15 protein-coding genes and 2 riboswitches are annotated in these 19,971 nt (G+C 36.9%); of the genes, 1 reads left to right on the forward strand and 14 read right to left on the reverse strand.

What is annotated here, in order from left to right; all coding sequences use genetic code 11:
• Nucleotides 1-252 precede the first annotated feature (252 nt).
• The 12 genes from QVA17_RS03035 to QVA17_RS03090 all read right to left on the reverse strand — a co-directional run bounded on the left by QVA17_RS03035 (nucleotide 253) and on the right by QVA17_RS03090 (nucleotide 15,437).
• On the reverse strand, nucleotides 253-2,172 hold the full coding sequence (locus QVA17_RS03035) for an OPT family oligopeptide transporter (protein ID WP_287386349.1): 1,920 nt from the start codon (nucleotides 2,170-2,172) through the stop codon (nucleotides 253-255).
• A 23-nt stretch (nucleotides 2,173-2,195) separates the two neighbouring features.
• Nucleotides 2,196-3,053, reverse strand: a complete 858-nt coding sequence (folK, locus tag QVA17_RS03040) for a 2-amino-4-hydroxy-6-hydroxymethyldihydropteridine diphosphokinase (protein ID WP_287386351.1) — start codon at nucleotides 3,051-3,053, stop codon at nucleotides 2,196-2,198.
• Nucleotide 3,054: 1 nt separating this feature from the next.
• Nucleotides 3,055-3,864, reverse strand: coding sequence for a dihydropteroate synthase (gene folP / locus QVA17_RS03045; protein ID WP_103952751.1), 810 nt, complete (start codon nucleotides 3,862-3,864; stop codon nucleotides 3,055-3,057).
• 13 nt (nucleotides 3,865-3,877) lie between these two features.
• Entirely contained in the window at nucleotides 3,878-4,360 is a 483-nt protein-coding gene (locus QVA17_RS03050) for an HD domain-containing protein (protein WP_287386353.1), read from the reverse strand.
• A 1-nt stretch (nucleotide 4,361) separates the two neighbouring features.
• Nucleotides 4,362-4,913: a GTP cyclohydrolase I FolE gene (gene folE / locus QVA17_RS03055; protein WP_287386355.1), complete on the reverse strand. Its 552-nt coding sequence runs from the start codon at nucleotides 4,911-4,913 to the stop codon at nucleotides 4,362-4,364.
• A gap of 42 nt (nucleotides 4,914-4,955) precedes the next feature.
• On the reverse strand, nucleotides 4,956-6,254 hold the full coding sequence (locus QVA17_RS03060) for a bifunctional folylpolyglutamate synthase/dihydrofolate synthase (protein ID WP_051195437.1): 1,299 nt from the start codon (nucleotides 6,252-6,254) through the stop codon (nucleotides 4,956-4,958).
• Nucleotides 6,255-6,311: 57 nt separating this feature from the next.
• Nucleotides 6,312-6,409: riboswitch (THF riboswitch) on the reverse strand.
• Nucleotides 6,410-7,030: 621 nt separating this feature from the next.
• Nucleotides 7,031-7,222 carry a hypothetical protein gene (locus QVA17_RS03065; RefSeq protein WP_287386357.1) on the reverse strand — a complete coding sequence of 64 codons (192 nt, stop codon included), beginning with the start codon at nucleotides 7,220-7,222 and terminating at the stop codon, nucleotides 7,031-7,033.
• Between the two features lie 268 nt (nucleotides 7,223-7,490).
• Complete coding sequence (locus QVA17_RS03070; protein ID WP_287386358.1) at nucleotides 7,491-10,298, reverse strand: hypothetical protein; 2,808 nt, start codon at nucleotides 10,296-10,298, stop codon at nucleotides 7,491-7,493.
• A 137-nt stretch (nucleotides 10,299-10,435) separates the two neighbouring features.
• Nucleotides 10,436-10,511: riboswitch (cyclic di-GMP riboswitch) on the reverse strand.
• Between the two features lie 173 nt (nucleotides 10,512-10,684).
• Complete coding sequence (locus QVA17_RS03075; RefSeq protein WP_027431695.1) at nucleotides 10,685-10,999, reverse strand: glutaredoxin domain-containing protein; 315 nt, start codon at nucleotides 10,997-10,999, stop codon at nucleotides 10,685-10,687.
• Between the two features lie 174 nt (nucleotides 11,000-11,173).
• On the reverse strand, nucleotides 11,174-11,500 hold the full coding sequence (locus QVA17_RS03080; protein ID WP_027431694.1) for a hypothetical protein: 327 nt from the start codon (nucleotides 11,498-11,500) through the stop codon (nucleotides 11,174-11,176).
• 210 nt (nucleotides 11,501-11,710) lie between these two features.
• Nucleotides 11,711-12,955, reverse strand: coding sequence for a 6-phosphofructokinase (locus QVA17_RS03085; protein ID WP_287386360.1), 1,245 nt, complete (start codon nucleotides 12,953-12,955; stop codon nucleotides 11,711-11,713).
• The gene (locus QVA17_RS03090) at nucleotides 12,945-15,437 is read right to left on the reverse strand and encodes an EAL domain-containing protein (RefSeq protein ID WP_287386361.1); all 2,493 of its coding nucleotides are present in this window, start codon (nucleotides 15,435-15,437) and stop codon (nucleotides 12,945-12,947) included. The genes QVA17_RS03085 and QVA17_RS03090 overlap by 11 nt, the downstream gene beginning before the upstream one ends.
• Before the next feature lie 278 nt (nucleotides 15,438-15,715).
• Here QVA17_RS03090 and QVA17_RS03095 point away from each other — a divergent pair, with 278 nt between their 5' ends.
• The gene (locus QVA17_RS03095) at nucleotides 15,716-17,089 is read left to right on the forward strand and encodes an NCS2 family permease (protein WP_287386362.1); all 1,374 of its coding nucleotides are present in this window, start codon (nucleotides 15,716-15,718) and stop codon (nucleotides 17,087-17,089) included.
• Between the two features lie 142 nt (nucleotides 17,090-17,231).
• On the opposite strand, the gene ade is transcribed toward QVA17_RS03095, so the two are convergent.
• Together ade and QVA17_RS03105 are read right to left on the reverse strand one after the other, a co-directional pair.
• Nucleotides 17,232-18,962, reverse strand: coding sequence for an adenine deaminase (gene ade, locus QVA17_RS03100; RefSeq protein WP_287386364.1), 1,731 nt, complete (start codon nucleotides 18,960-18,962; stop codon nucleotides 17,232-17,234).
• Nucleotides 18,962-19,759, reverse strand: coding sequence for a TatD family hydrolase (locus QVA17_RS03105; RefSeq protein ID WP_287386365.1), 798 nt, complete (start codon nucleotides 19,757-19,759; stop codon nucleotides 18,962-18,964). The genes ade and QVA17_RS03105 overlap by 1 nt, the downstream gene beginning before the upstream one ends.
• Nucleotides 19,760-19,971 lie beyond the last annotated feature (212 nt).

Below are 19,971 nucleotides of genomic sequence, written 5' to 3' on the forward strand. Positions count from 1 at the left end.
CGATTGTTTTACTAGTCACTTTATCTATTGTGACATAATAAATAATGAACCGTCAAGGTAAAAAATCCCCCTCTATCATAAGATAGAGAGGGAAAAGTCAAGACTCGCTCGCGAGTCTTGCGCGCCGGATTCGGGTCTGCTTCAGCAGACAAATTCCTGTCCGAATCCGTGCGCATCCTCGCGGAGCGTTTAACTCAGTCGGAGCTTGTACTCCGACTGAGTTAAATATTATAAACTTAGTATCTTTACCGATTACTTCTTATAGTTTTTCTTATCCCAAATTGAGAACTTGAGCAAGCAAAGAATTAAAATAGCAAAGAATACAATACTACCAATAGCACCAAGGTCAATGCCATGAGCTGTTAAATCAATTACATCAGCAAAAGACTTTCCGCCACCTACTGAAATTACAGCAAATACAGCAAGTAAAATACCAATTAAACCTTCACCAGCAATTAAACCAGATGAGAAGAGGATACCGGCTGTTGTAACATTTTCCTTATCATCATCATTCTTATACTTCTTATGATCAAACCAGTATCTAATAAGACCACCAATCATAATAGGTACTGAAAGGTAAATTGGTAAGTATAAACCAATAGCAACCGGAAGAACTGGAATATTTAATAATTCAATTACAACTGCAATAAATACACCGATAAATACAAGATTCCATGGTAAGTCGCCACCCATAACGCCTTCAACTACAAGCTTCATTAAAGTAGCCTGTGGAGCTGGGAGCTGACTTGTACCAAAGCCCCATGCGTTGTTAAGTAAAACCATAACACCTGTCATTGCAAGACCTGCAGCGATTACACCAATAACTTCACCGATCTGCTGATTTCTAGGTGTTGAACCAATAATATAACCTGTCTTTAAATCCTGTGATGTATCACCTGCAATAGCTGCAATGATACAAATTACAGTACCAATCATAATAGCTGTTGTCATACCAAGGCCACCGTCGTTACCTGTAGCCTTTAAAATAACAGTTGTAATGATTAGTGTAGCAATAGCCATACCTGAAACTGGGTTATTTGAGCTACCAACTAAACCTACCATTCTTGATGAAACAGTAGCAAAGAAGAAACCAAATACCACAATAAGAATAGCTGTGAAAACATTAATATGTACTGAAGGAACAGCAACTAATACAACTAAACAAATAAGAGCGATTAAAAGGATTGTCTTGATGCTTAAGTCCTTATCTGTTCTAAGTGTTGATACTGTGTTGTCTGAATTCTTGAGTGACTTAATATTCTCACTAAATGTTCTGATAATTAGTGGAAGTGACTTAACAAGGGAAATGATACCACCTGCAGCTACGGCACCTGCACCAATATATCTAACGTATGAACTCCAGATTTCATCAACTGACATCTGAGAGATAGCAACTTCTGCTGGGAAAATTGTAGCGTCTGCACCAAATGCTACGATAAGTGGCATAATTACAAGCCAAGCAAGTACACCACCGGCTAACATATAAGCTGAGATCTGAGCGCCGCAAATGTAACCAACACCAAGTAATGCTGGAAGAGTATCTGCGCCAATACCAGAACCCTTATAGCTCTTAAAACTGTATGAGATTTCGCTTGGGAATAGCTTTAATCCATCAGTTAAAAACTTAAATACTGAAGCGATACCTAAACCTGCAAATACTGTAGTTGCAGCGTTACCGCCCTTTTCTCCTGCGATTAATACTTCGGCACAAGCAGTTCCCTCTGGGTAAGGTAAACTACCATGTTCCTTAACGATTAATGCTTTACGAAGAGGAATCATAAATAAAACACCAAGTAAACCACCACTAATTGAAACAACAGCGATAGCAACTACTGAAAGTGTTACATCATATCCTTCTTTGATCCACATAAAGATTGCAGGTAATGTAAAAATAGCACCTGCAGCAACTGATTCACCAGCGGAACCAATTGTTTGAACCAAGTTATTTTCAAGAATAGAATCCTTTTTAAGGATCATTCTAATAACACCCATAGAAATAACTGCAGCTGGGATTGATGCTGAAACAGTCATACCTACTCTAAGTCCTAAATATGCATTAGCTGCACCAAAAACAACAGCTAATAAAATACCTAAAATAATTGATGTTGGTGTTACTTCTGGCATAACCTGGTCAGCCGCGATATACGGCTTAAATTCCTTATTATCTGCCATAATAAAAGTCTCCAATCTTCGATTTAAATAAATTGTTTGTCTTTGATATAATCTTTTTTATTTGCCTCAAGAAGCTCTGCAACGGTTGTACCAAAAATTGGATGTCGTACCCAAGGTGCAATCTGAGCCAACGGAACCAAAACAAAATCTCTTAAATGCATTTGCACATGCGGTATAATTAGTTCCTTAGTACTCATAACTAAGTCGTCATAAAAAATTATATCTAAATCAAGGGTTCTTGGACCCCAGTGTATTTTTCTTTCTCTTCCTGCCTCGTTTTCAAGTCGATGTAGACAATCTAATAACTCCATCGGTGTATATAAAGTCTTTATTGCTGCACATCCGTTTAGAAAATCGTCTTGACTAACGCCACCGTATGGTAACGTTTCTATGAAATCTGATACATTTTCCACACGTACATAATCTAGATTATCTAACGAATTAATAGCCTCGTCAAGATATTTTTTCTTGTCACCCATATTAGAACCTAACGCAATGTAGGCCTCATGCCAACTTCTTGTAATTTTAACTGACACATTTTTTAAGGAAAGTAAAACTGGTGCCCAAGGTTTTTGAATCTCTAATGTAATTCCTTCTAAGCGCTCAGTTTCCATAAGAAGCTTTTGAGCAAGTTTTTCAGCCACAGTTTCTATTAATTCAAATGTGTTCTCCTGCATAAACTCTACTATCTTCTTACTTATCATGCCATAGTCTATAGATGCAGTTAAATCATCACTAAGGCCGGCTTTTCTAGTATTTGTGTAAAGAGTGGCATTTACCACAAACTTTTGTCCAAGGAACTGCTCTTCCTTAAAGACTCCATGTTTTGCAAATACTTCTAAACCTTCTATATTTATCTTGTCTAGACTGTTTAAATCCATATTATTTGCACCTTTCTATTGCCATTGTCATATCGAGAGCTCTTTTATTTTCCTTAACATCATGGACTCTAAAAATTCTAGCTCCCTTCATAGCGCCAATTACTGTTGTAGCTATTGTGCCCTCAAGTCTTTGATCCTTATCTAAATTAAGAGTTAGGCCAATCATTGATTTTCTTGATGTAGCAAGTAAAACAGGATAGCCTAGTTCCTTTAAAGCCTCAAGCTTATTAGTTACCTCAAGGTTTTGCTCAAGGGACTTTGCAAAGCCAACTCCTGGGTCAAGCATAATATTTTCCTTACTTATACCTGCCTTTAGAGCGATATCAATAGACTGCTTCATATCGTTTAGATAGTCTTCAAAGAAATTATCATATTTAGCTTCTTCTCTGTTGTGCATAAGGCAAACCGGCTTATTATACTTAGCCACAACTGCTGCCATCTTAGGATCCTTTTTAAGGCCCCATATATCATTAACCAAATCAGCTCCTGCCTTAATTGCAGCCTCAACTACTTCTGACTTATAGCTATCAATGGAAACTGCTACGTCAAACTTTTCCTTAATAGCCTTAATCACAGGAACTACTCGATTTATTTCCTCTTCATTACTAATAACTGTGTATCCAGGTCTTGTGGATTCACCACCTACATCAATGATTGCAGCACCTTCCTCAATCATATCTTTTGCGTGGGCTACTGCATTTTCTAAAGTATTCCACTTACCGCCATCGCTAAAAGAATCCGGTGTCACGTTTAAAATTCCCATGATGTAAGCTTCATTTTCAAAATCAAATTCCTTATTTCCTATTAACATGTTGCCTCCTAATCTAGTCAACTATTAGATGATTCTTCTTCTCCTCGCTCCATTTACAAGTCTTTGTGGCAAGACAATCAAAACAGGTTCTAGATTTCTTATCTGCCCTATAAAGAAGCCCCGCAAGTCCATCATCTAACATACCCTTTTCGTCTCTATGCGCAGCAATTGCCCCGCAAACGCGCTTAACTTCCTCATTATTAAAACCGCATTCAGGCAAAATTTCCTTTGCTAACTGCACACTAGCCTCATTATGTGGGATTTGCTTAGTGTATTCTAAAACTCTTCCCAAATCGTGAAGAAGGGCTGTTCCATAGATTATCTCCTTCTCTATTGCCAGCCCTTTTTCTAAGTCCTCAATGTAGGCAAGCCTTGCCACATCTAACAAGTGGTCAATGCCATGCCTACAGTATTGTCTATCTTTTTCAATCCTTTGCAAATGTAACATATTCTCTTTAAATGTCTCATTTGCCAAAATTCTATTCACTCTCTCCATATTAACCTAACATTCTGTAAAATGTATTTTCTAACTTTTCGTCCTCAAATGCCCCACGCTTTACAACTGTAACTGTCTTTGAGCCTGGCTTCTTAATGCCACGCATTGTCATACACATATGCTCAGCTTCAATATGAACCATAACGCCCTTGCAGTTTAATTCCTTCATAAATGCATCAGCAATCTGATTTGTTAATTGTTCCTGAATCTGTAAACGTCTTGCATAAACTTCAACTGTTCTTGCAATTTTACTTAATCCAACTACCTCTCCGTTAGGAATATAAGCAATAGCTGCTTTTCCATAGAAAGGTAACATATGATGTTCACATAAAGAATAGAAATAAATATCTTTCTCCATTACGATATCTGAATTATCTACGTGGAATCTCTTTGATAAATGCTCCTTAGCGTCATCACTATAACCTTCAGCAAGTTCATGGTACATTCTAGCTACTCTGTCGGGAGTTTCAAGTAAGCCTTCGCGATTAACATCTTCACCAATTCCTTCAAGTATAAGTCTTACGCCTTCCTTTATTTTCTCATCATCAAACATTTCTCACACCTAACCTTCCTTAAAAAACACATTTTCTAGATATTAAAAAATACCTAAAAATTCTTCTTTTATTAAACCAACATAATAAAGAGAACCAAATGCTACTATAACATCGTTTTTCTCTGCCTTCTTAAGGCTTAAGCTTGCAGCCTCTTTTAGGCTTTCTGCAACTTCCGTCTTTATACCGTAATTTTCACTAATAAACTTGCTTAAATCACTAGCAGATAGCGCTCTCTTATTTGGTGCTGTTACACATATTATTTCTTTGGCCAATTTTGAAATCTTGTTTATCATATACTGATAATCCTTATCTGCCATAACACCCATAATAAAGATCAATTTCTTGTCTTTAAAATGTTTATAGAGACTTGAGACTAAAACATCAATTCCCTTTGCATTATGTCCACCATCAACAATGACAATAGGTTCTTTATTTATGCATTCAAATCTACATGGCCATCTGCACTCAATTAAACCTTGCCTTACAGTTTCTGCTGTAATCGACTTATAGCCCTTATTCTTTAAAATGTGGGCAGCAGTCACGGCTAATGCTGCATTATAGATTTGATAATCTCCTGCTAAATTAATTTTTAAAGTGCCAATTCCATTCATAGTAAAAGTCTGTCCATCAAGACTTATACAATCAGCCTTCATTCCTACTGGTAATTCTGAGTTATGAAGTCTTGCCTTCTTATTCCTAGCACTTTCTTCAATAACATCCATTACCTCGTCTTCCTGATCACAGGTTAAGACGTCGATACCTTCCTTAATGATTCCGCATTTATGTAATGCAATTTCTGTTAATGTGTTGCCTAAAACTCTAACGTGGTCGAAACTAATAGATGTGAGAATAGCGAGTTCGCAGCTTTCAATAACATTAGTAGAATCAAGTAATCCGCCAAGGCCTACCTCTAAGATACATATATCGCAATCCTGAGATAAGAAGTATAGAAAACTCATAGCTGTAGTAATTTCAAATTCTGTTGGATGGCCTAAACCATCTTTTACCATTTGATCGCAAGCAGCTTTTAAGACTGTTGTTAGCTGTGCTAAATCAGCCTTTGAAATACTTTCATTGTTCACTTTTATAATTTCATTGTAATCAAGTAACGCAGGGGATGAATAGACTCCCACTCTTAAGGATGACGCCTTAAGAATGCTAGATAAGAATGCTACCGTAGAGCCTTTGCCATTCGTTCCTGCAACGTGAACAAACTTCAACTTCTTATGAGGGTTTCCAACATAGTGTAATAAATTAGTAATTCTCTCAAGCCCAAGCACCATGCCATAGCTATTAGTCTCCTTAAGATACGCAATAGCTTCCTCGTAATTCATTGGCATAAAAAACCTCCTTATGTAATTCCTCAACTACATAGGGAGGTAAAACTCTCGGTATGTAGCAGCGGGATGCGACTTTGAAACCGCAAGATACTCTTTTCGTCTAAGTGACAACTCCCTGTTCACATAGCACTTAACGCTTCAAAATCTACTCTGCATATTGTTAGTACTAAATCGTCTTAAAATACAAGCTTTTTAGTACTGATATATACGAACATATAGTAACCATTTTCATATAAAAAAGCAAGAAGATTTTATGATTGTTCTTTATCATTTAATAATTGTGACTATTGCTGATTAGCTTTGAGTTTTATTGATTTCATATTTTGGTTTCTTTCCCTCTCACGGGAGATTTCCGGCGATAGGAACTTGCCCTTGTGCCTTTTGGCTTTTGCTTCCCTTCTTTTAGCCACTGCTCTTCCTGCCTCTCTTCTTCATATTTTGATTTCTTCCACTCTCACGGGAGATTTCCGGCAGTAGGAACTTGCTCTTGTGCCTTTTGGCTTTTGCTTCCCTTCTTTTAGCCACTGCTCTTCCGACCTCTCTTCTTCATATTTTGATTTCTTCCACTCTCACGGGAGATTTACGGCGGTAGGGACTTGCTCTTGTGCCTTTTGGCTTTTGCTTCCCTTCTTTTAGCCACTGCTCTTCCGGCCTCTCTTCTTCATATTTTGATTTCTTCCACTCTCACGGGAAATTTCCGGCGGTAGGAACTTGCTCTTGTGCCTTTTGGCTTTTGCTTCCCTTCTTTTAGCCACTGCTCTTCCGGCCTCTCTACTTTAAATTTTGATTTCTTCCACTCTCACAGGAGATTTACGGCGGTAGGAACTTGCTCTTGTGCCTTTTGGCTTTTGCTTCCCTTCTTTTAGCCACTGCTCTTCCGGCTTATACCAAGAAATTTTAAGGCTACTTTTCGGGCTTTTTGACTTTCCTAAAAGAAACCATGAAAAACAAGCACAAATTTCTCTCACTGTGAAGCTCTCAAAAAAATTTCTAGCTATTGATTTTGGCTGTAAACACCGGATATCAAAAATAAAAGCACAAGATTTCAGAAATCAACTTCCTTCTTCACTAACATCTTGTGGCTATAATCGCAACAATCGGAAATTTTAGTGAAATTTTTATTCAAGAATTTCAAATAATGCCTGTGTTTTCTATAAAAAAGAGTGCCTAAAAAGCTTCTTATTCTTCTTTCTAGGCACTTTTACTCAATTATTCAATTTTCAACACAATAGGTTTCTAATCTAATTCCACTAGAATTCCTGCTTCAAGCTGAATAGAAGCAATCCAGTTTTCATCTATCTGAATGAACTTGTGATGAACTGCTTTTTCAGCATAAGCCTGATCTATTGTGATTTCATAATCATCATAACTTGGTCGTGTTTCAAAACCATCTAGATAGCTCTCATAATCTGTAAAAACTGGTCTATCTTTATTGGCTTCATCCATAGCACTCATGTCGATACTAATATCAATATCAGGCTTTGCTTCTTGTGTCATCATATCCACCATTCCATCGACATCTACCTCAATTTCTGGCAACTCATCTTCTGGTAATGAAGGTGTTTCCATGACCGGCATTTCTGCAGGAGTTTCTTCAGCTACTGTTTCAGTTGCTTCTGTAGCTACTGACTCTTCTATTACTTTGCTTGTATTCTGTGTGCCCTCGCCATCATCTACAAATTCCACAACTTGAGGAGTTGCATCAGCTAACTCAAAGTTAGAATTTTCAAGTTCTGCAAGAATATCAACATTAGGATCAACGATTTCTATGTCATCAGATTCAATATCTAAAATATTATCTAATACTGACTTTGTACCTTCAATCTTATCCATTGTTGCTTTTTCAGCTTGTTCTGTGAGTTCAAGCATCTCAGCAACTAGTGACTTAACAGGATTTCCGTTGGCAGCAGTTTCTTCAACATGAGCTTCGGCTACTGGCTCTTCAGCTGGTGCTTCCGCTACCATCTCTTCCATTTGTATTTCTGCTATCGATTCCTCAGTTGGTGCTTCGGCTACCGGTTCTTCAACCGGAGCTTCTGCAACTGCCTCCGCAGCCATCTCTTCCATTTGTATTTCTGCTACCGGCTCTTCTTCCGGTGCTTCAACTACCATCTCTTCAGCCGGCATTTCTGCTGCAGGTTCTTCTGCAACTGTCTCCGCAGCCATCTCTTCAACCGGCATTTCTACTACAGGTTCTTCTGCAACTGCTTCTGCCATCATTGCTTCTACTGGCATCTCGGCTACTGGCTCTTCAGCAACTGCTTCCGCCATCATTTCTTCTATTGGCATATCGGCTACAGGTTCTTCAGTTGGTGCTTCCGCTACCATTTCTTCCATTGGCATCTCGGCTACCGGTTCTTCAACAGGTGCTTCCGCTACCATTTCTTCTATTGGCATTTCTGCTGCAGCTTCCTCAGCTGGTGCCTCCGCTACCATTTCTTCTACTGGCGTCTCTGCTACTGGCTCTTCTACCGGTGCTTCTGCTGTCATCTCTTCTACTGGCATTTCTGCCACTGGCTCTTCAGCAACTGCTTCCGCTACCATTTCTTCCATTGGCATTTCTGCTACTGACTCTTCTACTGGCATTTCCTCAGCCACTGGCTCTTCCGAAACAGCTTCTGCCGCCATTTCTTCCATTGACATCTCTGCTACTGTCTCTTCTGCCGGTGCTTCCACTACCATTTCTTCTACTGGCATTTCTGCTACAGGTTCTTCTGCAACTGCTTCTGCCATCATTTCTTCTATTGGCATTTCGGCTACTGCTTCCTCAGCTGGTGCCTCTGCTACCATTTCTTCCATTGGCATCTCGATTGCCGATTCCTCAACCGGTGCTTCTGCAACTGTCTCCGCAACCATCTCTTCCATTGGCATTTCGGCTACTGGCTCTTCTACCGGTGTTTCTGCCACCATTTCTTCTACTGGCATCTCGGCTACTGGCTCTTCTGCAACTGTTTCTGCCACCATTTCTTCTACTGACATCTCGGCTACTGGCTCTTCTACCGGTGCCTCTGCTACCATTTCTTCTATTGGCATCTCGGCTACTGGCTCTTCTACCAGTGCTTCTGCTGTCATCTCTTCAACCGGCATTTCTGCTACTGGTTCTTCTGCTACTGCTTCCGCCATCATTTCTTCCATTGGCATCTCGGCTACCGCTTCTTCAGCAGGTGCTTCTGCCACCATTTCTTCTATTGGCATCTCAGCTACTGCTTCTTCAACTGGTGCCTCCGCTACCATTTCTTCCATTGACATCTCGGCTACTGGCTCTTCTGCTACTGCTTCTGCTGTCATCTCTTCTACTGGCATTTCGACCACTGGCTCTTCAACAGCTGCCTCTTCCATCATTTCTTCTACCGGCATCTCTTCAGCCACCGGCTCTTCTGCTGGAGCTTCTGCCGCCATTTCTTCCATTGACATCTCGGCTACTGGCTCCTCTGCAACAGCTTCCGCCATCATTTCTTCTATTGGCATCTCGGCTACCGCTTCTTCTACTGGCATTTCCTCAGCCACCGGTTCTTCCGAAACAGCTTCTGCTACCATTTCTTCAACCGGCATTTCTTCTGCAACTGATTCTGCTACCATTTCTTCTACCGGCATCTCTTCAGCCACCGGCTCCTCTGCAACTTCCGCCACCGCTTCATCCGCAGTTTCATCAACAGCCTCTTCCTCTGCAACTTCCTCAGCTACAGCCTCTTCCGGTATTGCCTCATTTTCATCTTCATCCTGGAAGGCATCGAGGATTTCGCTCTTCTCGCTATTATTGGCGTTACCAATGGCATTTGCAATGTCGGCTGCTAAATCTTCATCTATTTCCTCGGCTTTACGTACCATTTCACGAAGTTCATGCATGAAATCAAGACCGAGAGGTGTTTGGAAAACAAGAGCACCTGCATCGGCCACGTAAAGAATCTGTTTTTGTGTTTCAATGTCATAAATATCGTGGAATTTCGCCATGTTTTTGATCTTTTCAAGTTCGTCTAATGCGATATTGTATTCTTCTTCTGTATCAAATGTGTAATTTTTTAATTTGTACTTTCCATCCGCCATAACTTCACCTCTCGAAAACCCTTTAGAGTATTTATTAGTTCAACGGGAAAGCTGTAATCCTTTGTTTAGGCCAAAATAAAATGTTGTATGACACAAAAAGAGCGCCATTCTTTAAAAGAATAGCGCTAAATGTCATTTTATGCACCTGGCTACCATTTTAAAGGCCCTCTAGTTTTGCGTCACAGGATTTCCCCTGCTTTGCCCAGTATTGAATTTCACGTAAGTTTCTAAGGAAATAATACCATATCCTATAAATATTTTCAACACTAACACTATTTGATAATCAGGATTTAAAGCATAAAAATAAGGGCCCGAAGGCCCCTTAAATTTCTTACATTTTCTTATAATTTTCTATTAGAATCTTATCTAAGCTAAAATCTTTACAATTAGCATCCCTTGCCATCAATACTGCAGGCTTTGCCTACATTTTCATAAGTAATAGGTAAATTTCTCTCTGATAAGAAGCCTTCCCAGTCAGTGAAAACTGTGTCGTCTTCCATAACGATTGCTGGAATTCCAATGTCTCCAATAGCCTTAAGTCTATCAAAAATCGGATTCTCGTCTCTCATCTTTAAGAAATCCTTTAAGTCCTTTAAATTCTTATTGATGTCGATATATGTATATTCGATACCATTGTCATCAAAATTTCTCTTGCAGTTAATGCAATCTGGGCACATTTCGCTACCATAAACCTTTAACATATAATACCTCCTAAGTCAAAAACTCATAAACAACAGCTGCAAGATTGGCTCTTTCTGGCATTAAAGTTTTGATACGAAAGCCTTGAACCAACAAAGCTTCAATACGCCAAAGCCTTGAAACGCTAAAACTTCAAAACATAAAGCTAGAAAGCCTTTAAAGCTACTATATTTATATTAGCCCTTTAAATCTCTTGACTGTCTGTCCATGTCTTCTACAACGATGTCATAAATTTCACCGTGAGTTCTGCAATATGCAAGAACATCCCATGGTTCGTTAGTGTGATAGTGAAGCTTAACTGTAGCCTTCTCGCCAAACTCATCTTCACCTGAATCACCAGCGATTACCATTGAATCGCCCTTAATATTCTCTAAAACATATTCTCTAATTTCATCTGTTAAATCATCAGCTAAATCGTCTGGATCTACTCCATCCTCTACGTACTGATCTAATAATAACTGTGTGTCATATCTAAACTCTATAGTCTGATCTGGCATTCCCATAACCTATTATCCTCCTAGTTTTAAATTAACGTCTAATTAATTATAAGCCAGTTTTTAGTATTTTTAAAGTCTTAGAAAATAATAAAACCATAAAAAATTGCGTCCAATTGATAATAGTTCTCAATTAGACGCAATCTGACTTTTTGTTTAATTAATTTCTTAGAAAATATACCACTTTAGTTACTCATATTCATGAGACAAAACATTTTCCTACTGCTCAATTAAATGTGTAACATCAAGATATTCTGGCATGCCATCCTTAAAGCTAAGCTGAGGCTCGCCCTTAATAAGTGGCTTAAGATAAGTTACCATCTCTTTAGTAAGGTCGTTACCTCTTTCATTAATCCACTCTCTTGGCACTGCCTTAACACCGTTGGCAATTTCGCAAACTGGATGTCCACCATAAACTGTTTCGTATGGTTCATCTGAAGTTCTTGTGATTGTAGCCATAAGGCCTGTTTCACCCTTAGCTGCAAGGCCTGCTGCTGTTTCACCTAACTTAACTGATTCTTCAAGGTCAGTTAAAGATGCAAGGTGAGTTGCACATCTTTGTAAAATGTTTAATTCAACGGAACGTACCTTACAACCCACTTCGTTAGCGATTAAGTGCTCAAGTGCCTTACCTGCACCACTAAGCTGTACATGTCCGAATTTATCTAACTTGCTTTCAGAAGCTGAGAAATAATTACCATTCTTGTCTCTAATACCCTCTGAAATTGCAATAATTACATCATCCTGCTTTTCAAGTAAAGCCTTAACATCCTCAACACATTCCTTAGGATCAAAAGCTGCCTCTGGAAGGTAGATAAGATGTGGGGCTGCACTATATTCATTTCTTGCAAGAACTGAAGCTGCAGTTAACCAACCTGCATCACGTCCCATAATTTCTACGATTGTAACTGACTTAAGCTTGTAAATGTATGTATCATGAGCCATTTCAAGAATTGATGTAGCAACATACTTAGCTGCTGAACCAAAACCTGGTGTATGGTCGATATGAACTAAATCGTTATCAATAGTCTTTGGAATACCAATAACTCTCACATCACTATTAATTGACTTAGCATACTTTGATAATCTATCAACTGTATCCATTGAGTCATTTCCACCAATATAGAAAAAAGCATCAATTTCATGTTCCTTAAAGAAAGCAAAAATCTTCTCATAAACTTCTGGCTTATCCTCTGGAAGAGGCATCTTATATCTGCAAGAACCAAGATACATTGCAGGTGTGAGCTTTAATTTTTCAATAAAGTTATCACACTCTTCTATCTTCTTTGATAAATCAATAAATCTATCTTCTAGAATTCCAGTAATTCCGTTAAGAGAGCCATAAATCTTTGAAAATGTAGCATTTTCCACATTATAATCTAAAACACCAGCTAAGCTAGCATTAATTGCCACTGTAGGGCCACCTGATTGTGCTATAACAGCATTTCTCATATTATTCACCATTCCTATTTTTGCTCTTTATCTGAGCTATTTTATTCATTGTACGACCAATTAATTTTTCTGTCGTATCGTCTTCCAAGCAAGTAGTATATTCTATATACGCATCAATTGTAAACGATTTATTTGAAATCTTATTAATTTTGTTAATTTCTAACAATAATTTTTCTTTAAGTTCTTCTAATTCACTTTCTACTTCATATCTAGTTAAAATCATAAAGTGGTCTGTTTCTATTCTTCCTACGACTCCCTTTACGCCAACAATATCTACTAATTTCTTGCCAATTGCATTTAGAATATCCTTAGCAAAAAACTTCCCATAATTTTTTACAGCGTACTTAAAGTCTTTAATATCAACAATTAGAACTGCATACTTCTTATCATTTAGCAAGAATTCGTCTGAAAATTTATTAACCTCGGACATTAATCCCTTAGTATTTAAAGTGCCAGAATAATCATCTATAAAAATGGTGCTTTCCCCTAGTTTGACCTTACCATAAATATTTGTTACGTAACCCATTAAGCCTATGATTTTTCCGTTATCATAAATTGGCGACAGGTCAATTATAAGAACCTTTGCTTCATTTTTTACAGTTATAGTCTCTACAAGACTTGTTTTTATGCCTGTTTGCAAAACCTCTTTTTCTTTATCTGCAACAATCGAATCCTCTACCCAATTTAATTCCGTGTCGGTTTTATTCAAAATATCCTTCAAACTTTCTATGCCATAAAAATTAATATACCCCTTAGTTGCATCTGTATATCTCAGTTCCAAATCCTTCCAATAACATATTACATTAGGATTAACTTGACTAAAAGAAGCCTCATAAGAATTAATATTAGTTACATTTACCTTCTTTACTAAATAAGGCGCATATTTCAATTCTGAATCACTAGCATTTCTTGTAGTTCCGACCACCTTATTATTTCCTATATAATTACATTCAAAAACCTTCCATACATAATCATTGCCATCTTTAACTCTTACATAACTAGTTATAATACGTTCTTTAGAGTTTTGAATTCTCTTTCTTAAAGTAGCCATATCAAAAAATTTCATATACCTATCTGCGTCTTCATAGTAAACGCGGTCAGCAGCATATTTTTCCATATTACTATGAATATCTCCGCCATCGTAACTATAAATATTTTGATCGTTAACATAAATTTCTGTATCAATTAATTTATTCAAATCAAATACATCTACTCTATCATACTTATTAAAGATGGCCTTAATATATTTTTCCTTAGTTATCTTATTGAGATATTCCTGGTCATTTACCATATTTACTAGAACACAGACATAAGCAGTTTGCTCATTACAAGTTTCAAGCTTATAAACTTTTGCAATACATAACTTATCATCAATTATAAAGTTACCACTTGCATAAGTTTCCTCTAGCTGATCTGCAAGTTTAAATATATCCATTATCTTTCTATAATAACTACTTTCTTTATCATTAACTATTAGTTTTAAGATTTCCATACTATTAACGCCAAAACTTTTTAACTGTGTTTCAAAGCTTTGATTATAGAAAATGAAGTCAAGCTTATTATTTTTCAATTCTGCTATAGTTATTGGAATCTGCGTGTTAAAACCTAGTTCATCTAATTCTTCTGCATTATAGCCCATAAAGGTAGCCGGACTTAAAATATTTACAGAGCCTATTTTGTCATAATAATGGCTCTCATAAGGTAACTCTACTCCATTACTATAATTATCAAAAAAATCTGCTGTACCTTCTAGACTCATTGGTTTTCCAAAAAAATATCCTTGAATTTTTTCACAACCTATATTTCTTAAAAACTCATATTGAGTATTTGTTTCAACACCTTCAGCTAAAGTCTTAATTCCTATTTTCTTAGCCATATCTACAATAGACATAACTATCTTTTTAGCCTTTATTTCATCACTAGCAATAAACTTCATATCTATCTTTAATACATCTACATCAAAATCCTTTAAGACATTAAAAGAAGAATATTCACTACCAAAATCATCCATCCATATACTATAACCTAAGTTATGTAGTTTATCTATTTCTTTCTTCATAAACTCTGGATCTTTGCCAATACAACTTTCTGTAATTTCTATATTTAAAATGTTTCTTGGCACATTATACTTTTTTACATTTTTCTCAATTATTTCAGCTATATCACACTTATCGAAATCCTGACGGGATAGATTCAATGAAAAAGGAACTGCATAACCCGCCTTTTCCTTTCGCGCTACAAAATCCTTACATACACGTTCCATAATATATAAATCTAACTTATAGATTTGTCCTACAGACTCAAGTGCAGACACAAAAATAGCCGGCGAAATCATTCCATACTCTGGATCAATCCACCTGGCAAGAGCTTCAAAACCACATAATTTACCAGTTATAGTCCTTATAACTGGCTGATAAAAAGGCTCTATATACGCATTTTCTATGGCTAAATCTATATTATCAATTACATAATCTTTTAGTTCATCATTAGTCATATTAAATCCCCCAATTACAAATTTTCAATTTTGCATTCACAAACTCATATACATTTTAACATCTGTAAAAATTATACCATTTCAAGAAATTATTATCAATATTATAAGTATAGTCACTTTAGATAATTAGCATTTAACAAAAAATAAATTTTTATATTTATTATTCTAAGACTTTTTGTTATAATTTAGATGTTCGTTTATTTACTTTAAATATTTTTATGTTTATTAGTAAATATCGCGCAAAATACATTTATAAAAAAAGAAAGAGAGAGAACAAAATGCTTGAAAAAACATTTAAACTCAAAGAACACGGCACTAATGTTAAAACCGAAGTAATTGCCGGTATTACAACATTCCTTGCCATGGCTTACATCCTAGCTGTAAATCCTAACATCTTAGGTACAGTAATGAATCAGGACGGTGTATTCATCGCTACTTGTTTAGCATCCGCTGTTGCTACTTTTGTTATGGGTCTTTGGGCTAATTACCCAATAGTACTTTCTGCTGGTTTAGGTCTTAATGCTTATTTTGCTTACACAGTATGTTTAACAGAATTATCAGATATGGGAGCTAATGCTTTCACAGTTGCATTAACAGCAGTTTTCGTTGAAGGTGTAATCTTCATCGTAATCTCTATCTTCAAGATAAGAGAACAGATTATCAACGGTATTCCACAGAACGTTAAGTATGGTATTACTGCTGGTATCGGTTTATTTATCGCTTTCATCGGTCTTAAGGGTGCTAACGTTACAATCGCTAGTAGTTCAACACTTGTAGATCTTGGTGATTTCTCAAGACCAGACGTTGTATTATGTCTTGTTGGTTTACTTATTATTGTTATTTTAAGTCACTACCACGTTAAGGGTTCTGTACTTATTGGTATAATTACAACTTGGATTCTTGGTATTATTGCTGAGAAGATTGGTTGGTATGTAGTTGATGTTGAAAATGGTGTTTACTCACTTATTCCTAGCGGCGTTATTAGCGTTTCAAGCTTTAGCGGTCTTAAGGAAACAGCTTTCCACTTCAACTTCGCTTGGGCTGGAGAACATATCATTCAGTTCATCGCTATTTTATTCAGTTTCTTATTTGTAGATCTTTTCGATACAGTTGGTACTGTAGTAGGTGTTGCAGATAAGGCTAAGTTACTTAAGGAAGATGGTACACTTCCAAGAGTTGGTAGAGTATTTATGGCTGATGCTATTGGTACAGTACTTGGTGCTGCTCTTGGTACATCTACAGTTACATCTTTCGTAGAATCTTCTGCTGGTGTTGCTGAAGGTGGTAAGACAGGTCTTACAGCTTGCGTTTCAGGTTTATTATTCATCGTAGCTTTATTATTTAGCCCTGTATTCCTTGCTATCCCTTCATTTGCTACATCTCCAGCTCTTATCTATGTTGGTATGCTTATGCTTACATCAATCACAAAGATTAACTTTGAGGCTGATGCAGCTGATGCTATTGGTGCTTACCTTGCAGTTCTTATCATGCCTTTAACATACTCAATCTCAAACGGTATCATGTTTGCCGTTGTTTCTTGGGTAATCGTAAAGGTTTGCACAAAGAAGGCTAAGGACGTTAGCCCAGTTATGTGGGTTGTATTCGTATTATTCGCACTTAGAATTGCATCTTTAGTTACTAACTTTAGCTAATTAAGATTTGAATATTCTTTTAGGGTTTGAATATTGACGTATAAAGAAAAGCCAGTAGATTAATTTCTACTGGCTTATTTTATATATTAATTTTTATAGCAAGTTAAATTTCTAAGCTCTAGCTTTCTAAACTTCTAATCTTCTAGGCCTCAAGTCTTGTAAATTTAAATTCATTTACATCAAAAAGTCCCATATCAGTAATCTTAAGTTCTGGGATTACTGGAAGTGCCATAAAGCAAAGCACCATAAATGGATCCTTGTCCTTATCCACCTTTAAAACCTCATGGGCAAATTTATGAGCGGCAGCTAGCTTCTCATTAAAAGTCTCTGCATTTTCAGTACTCATAATTCCTGCCACTGTAAGCGGAATAGCGTGTTTTACTTCATCCTTGTGAACAATAGCTATACCACCCGTCATCTTTATAACCTCATTAACTGCCATAGCAATTTGAGCATTTGAAGTGCCTACAGCAATAATGTTGTGGGAATCGTGAGCTACAGATAGAGCAATTGCACCCTCTTTAATTCCAAATTCCTTTAAAAATGCAACTCCAACATTTCCTGTACCATGATGCCTCTCAACTACTGCTATCTTTACAATATCCTTATCCTTATTATAGACAAAATCGCCCTTATCATCTAATTCAATCTCTTCAACTCCAGCCTTAGTTAAAACCCCATCTGGGCAGATATTCATAGTCTTAACCCTATTAGACTTTAACTCTAATTTAAGTTTAGCCTCACTAAAATCTTTAACATTAACTGAAGAAGATACCTTTGTAACATCTACTCTTTTAACTGGAAGTAAGTATTTGCCCTCTTTAGCACAAAGCTTACCATCAATAAAAGTCATTACAGCCTTTAAGTCCTCAAGATTATTAAAAACCGCAAGATTAGCCTTCTTTCCCGGCGCAATTCCACCAATTTCCTTAATACCATAACACTCAGCTGCATTAAGTGTTGCCATTCTAATAGCATGAATTGGCTTAATTCCTGCCTTAATACATCTTCTAACTAAGTCATCAACATGGCCCTCTTCAAAGATTGTATGAATCTGTCTATCATCTGAGCAAAGAAGACATCTCTTATAATTTTCTTCATTGACCCCTGGAAGTAGATTTTCTAAATCATGACAAGCTGAGCCATGGCGAAGCAAAATATACATACCACGAGAAAGCTTATTCTCCATGTCCTCTATTATGCTGCACTCGTGATCTGTTGAGATGCCTGCTGCAATATAGGCATTAAGCTCATTTCCAGCAACATCTGGGGCATGGCCATCAATAACCCTGCCAGATTCAATGGCTGCAGCTAACTTTGCCACACACTCCTCATCATTATTAATAACGCCTACGCTGTTCATAAACTCAGCTAGGCCATGAACTTTCCTTGTTTTGAAAATATTTTCAATATCCTTTGCACTTACAACTGCCCCAGAATTCTCAAAAGGTGTGCTTGGTACACAGCTTGGCACCATCACTCTAATATCAAGGGCTGTGCTTGCTGCTGCCTCAATCATGTAATCAAGGCCGTCAATTCCACACACGTTAGTAATCTCGTGGGGATCTGTTATAACTGTTGTAGTTCCAAGAGGTACAACTAGTCTTGAAAATTCCTCAGGTGTCATATAGGAAGACTCAATATGAATATGACCATCAATAAAACCGGGAGATACATAAGCTCCCTCTACATCAATCTCTTCCTTACCCTTATAATTTCCAATACCAGCTATATAATCATCGGAAATTGCAATATCGCCTTCAATTATCTTGCCCTGATAGACATCAATAATCTTGCCGTTCTTAATTACCAAATCAGCTTCTTGTCTTGCTGCTGCCACATCAATAAGTTTATGTAGTTTTGATTTGTCCATTAGTTCCTCCAAAAGAGTTTTTTTGCATTCTGGTTTGTTATATCTATAATTTCCTGTGCTGATACTTCCTTTAATTCAGCAATTTTTTCAGCTACATACTGAATATTTCTACTGTCGTTTCTGCTACCTCTGTGAGGTTCCGGTGCCATATATGGACTATCTGTTTCAAGAACTAATCTATCAAGAGGGATGACCTTTACAGCCTCCTTTAATTTCTTAGCATTCTTAAAGGTTACAACTCCTCCTACTCCAATGTGAAAACCAAGATTTAGGAAATCTAGGGCTGCTTCCTTTGAATAAGAATAACAATGAATTATTCCGCCATTTTTATAAACATGCTCACCGCTTGTATCTAGTGTATCTCTTAAAATGTCTAGTGTATCCTTGCATGCATCTCTTGAGTGAATAATTATTGGCTTATTAAGGTCTGAGGCCAAAATAAGCTGTCTTTTAAAGGCTTCCTTTTGAAGCTCTCTATCTGGTTCATCATAGTGATAATCAAGTCCGATTTCTCCAATTGCCACTACCTTCTCATTAGTCTTTACTTGATTTGTAAGCCATTCAATAACCTCATCATCAAGACTTTCTATATCTTCAGGATGCAAGCCAATGGCTGCATAAATCTGATCATACTTCTTAGCTAATTCTACAGAGTCCTTACAACCCTTAAAACTAGCTCCAACATTTACAATTGATTCTATTATACCATTCTCACCAATCATTTCATCAATAAGAATTTCTCTGTCCTCATCATAACACTCATCATCAAAGTGAGCATGTGTTTCAAATATCTTCATATACTTCCTCGTTTTATCTTTCTATATCTTCAATAATAGCTATTTAAAAATCTTTGTCTTATAAATTGCTTTATTATACACTTTATTAAATAATAAATCTAGCCTATAAGATTGAATTTTTTGTTTAAGAAAGTCCAACAATTATTTAAATTAACAGACAACTGTGATATAATAACTTTAGTTTGTATGGTAATTGAATAGATTTTGGAGAC

The organism is Lachnospira sp., assembly GCF_016290755.1.
GTDB classification, from domain to species: Bacteria; Bacillota; Clostridia; order Lachnospirales; family Lachnospiraceae; genus Lachnospira; species Lachnospira multipara.

What these genes read in the sequence shown, in the direction of transcription:
- folE (WP_287386355.1), bottom strand. Translation starts at nt 4,913, where the DNA reads ATGTTTGATGATGAGAAAATAAAGGAAGGCGTAAGACTTATACTTGAA.
- folP (WP_103952751.1), bottom strand. Translation starts at nt 3,864, where the DNA reads ATGTTAATAGGAAATAAGGAATTTGATTTTGAAAATGAAGCTTACATC.
- folK (WP_287386351.1), bottom strand. Translation starts at nt 3,053, where the DNA reads ATGGATTTAAACAGTCTAGACAAGATAAATATAGAAGGTTTAGAAGTA.
- QVA17_RS03080 (WP_027431694.1), bottom strand. Translation starts at nt 11,500, where the DNA reads ATGGGAATGCCAGATCAGACTATAGAGTTTAGATATGACACACAGTTA.
- QVA17_RS03050 (WP_287386353.1), bottom strand. Translation starts at nt 4,360, where the DNA reads ATGGAGAGAGTGAATAGAATTTTGGCAAATGAGACATTTAAAGAGAAT.
- QVA17_RS03085 (WP_287386360.1), bottom strand. Translation starts at nt 12,955, where the DNA reads ATGGTGAATAATATGAGAAATGCTGTTATAGCACAATCAGGTGGCCCT.
- QVA17_RS03090 (WP_287386361.1), bottom strand. Translation starts at nt 15,437, where the DNA reads ATGACTAATGATGAACTAAAAGATTATGTAATTGATAATATAGATTTA.
- QVA17_RS03095 (WP_287386362.1), top strand. Translation starts at nt 15,716, where the DNA reads ATGCTTGAAAAAACATTTAAACTCAAAGAACACGGCACTAATGTTAAA.
- QVA17_RS03035 (WP_287386349.1), bottom strand. Translation starts at nt 2,172, where the DNA reads ATGGCAGATAATAAGGAATTTAAGCCGTATATCGCGGCTGACCAGGTT.
- ade (WP_287386364.1), bottom strand. Translation starts at nt 18,962, where the DNA reads ATGGACAAATCAAAACTACATAAACTTATTGATGTGGCAGCAGCAAGA.
- QVA17_RS03075 (WP_027431695.1), bottom strand. Translation starts at nt 10,999, where the DNA reads ATGTTAAAGGTTTATGGTAGCGAAATGTGCCCAGATTGCATTAACTGC.
- QVA17_RS03060 (WP_051195437.1), bottom strand. Translation starts at nt 6,254, where the DNA reads ATGCCAATGAATTACGAGGAAGCTATTGCGTATCTTAAGGAGACTAAT.
- QVA17_RS03105 (WP_287386365.1), bottom strand. Translation starts at nt 19,759, where the DNA reads ATGAAGATATTTGAAACACATGCTCACTTTGATGATGAGTGTTATGAT.
- QVA17_RS03070 (WP_287386358.1), bottom strand. Translation starts at nt 10,298, where the DNA reads ATGGCGGATGGAAAGTACAAATTAAAAAATTACACATTTGATACAGAA.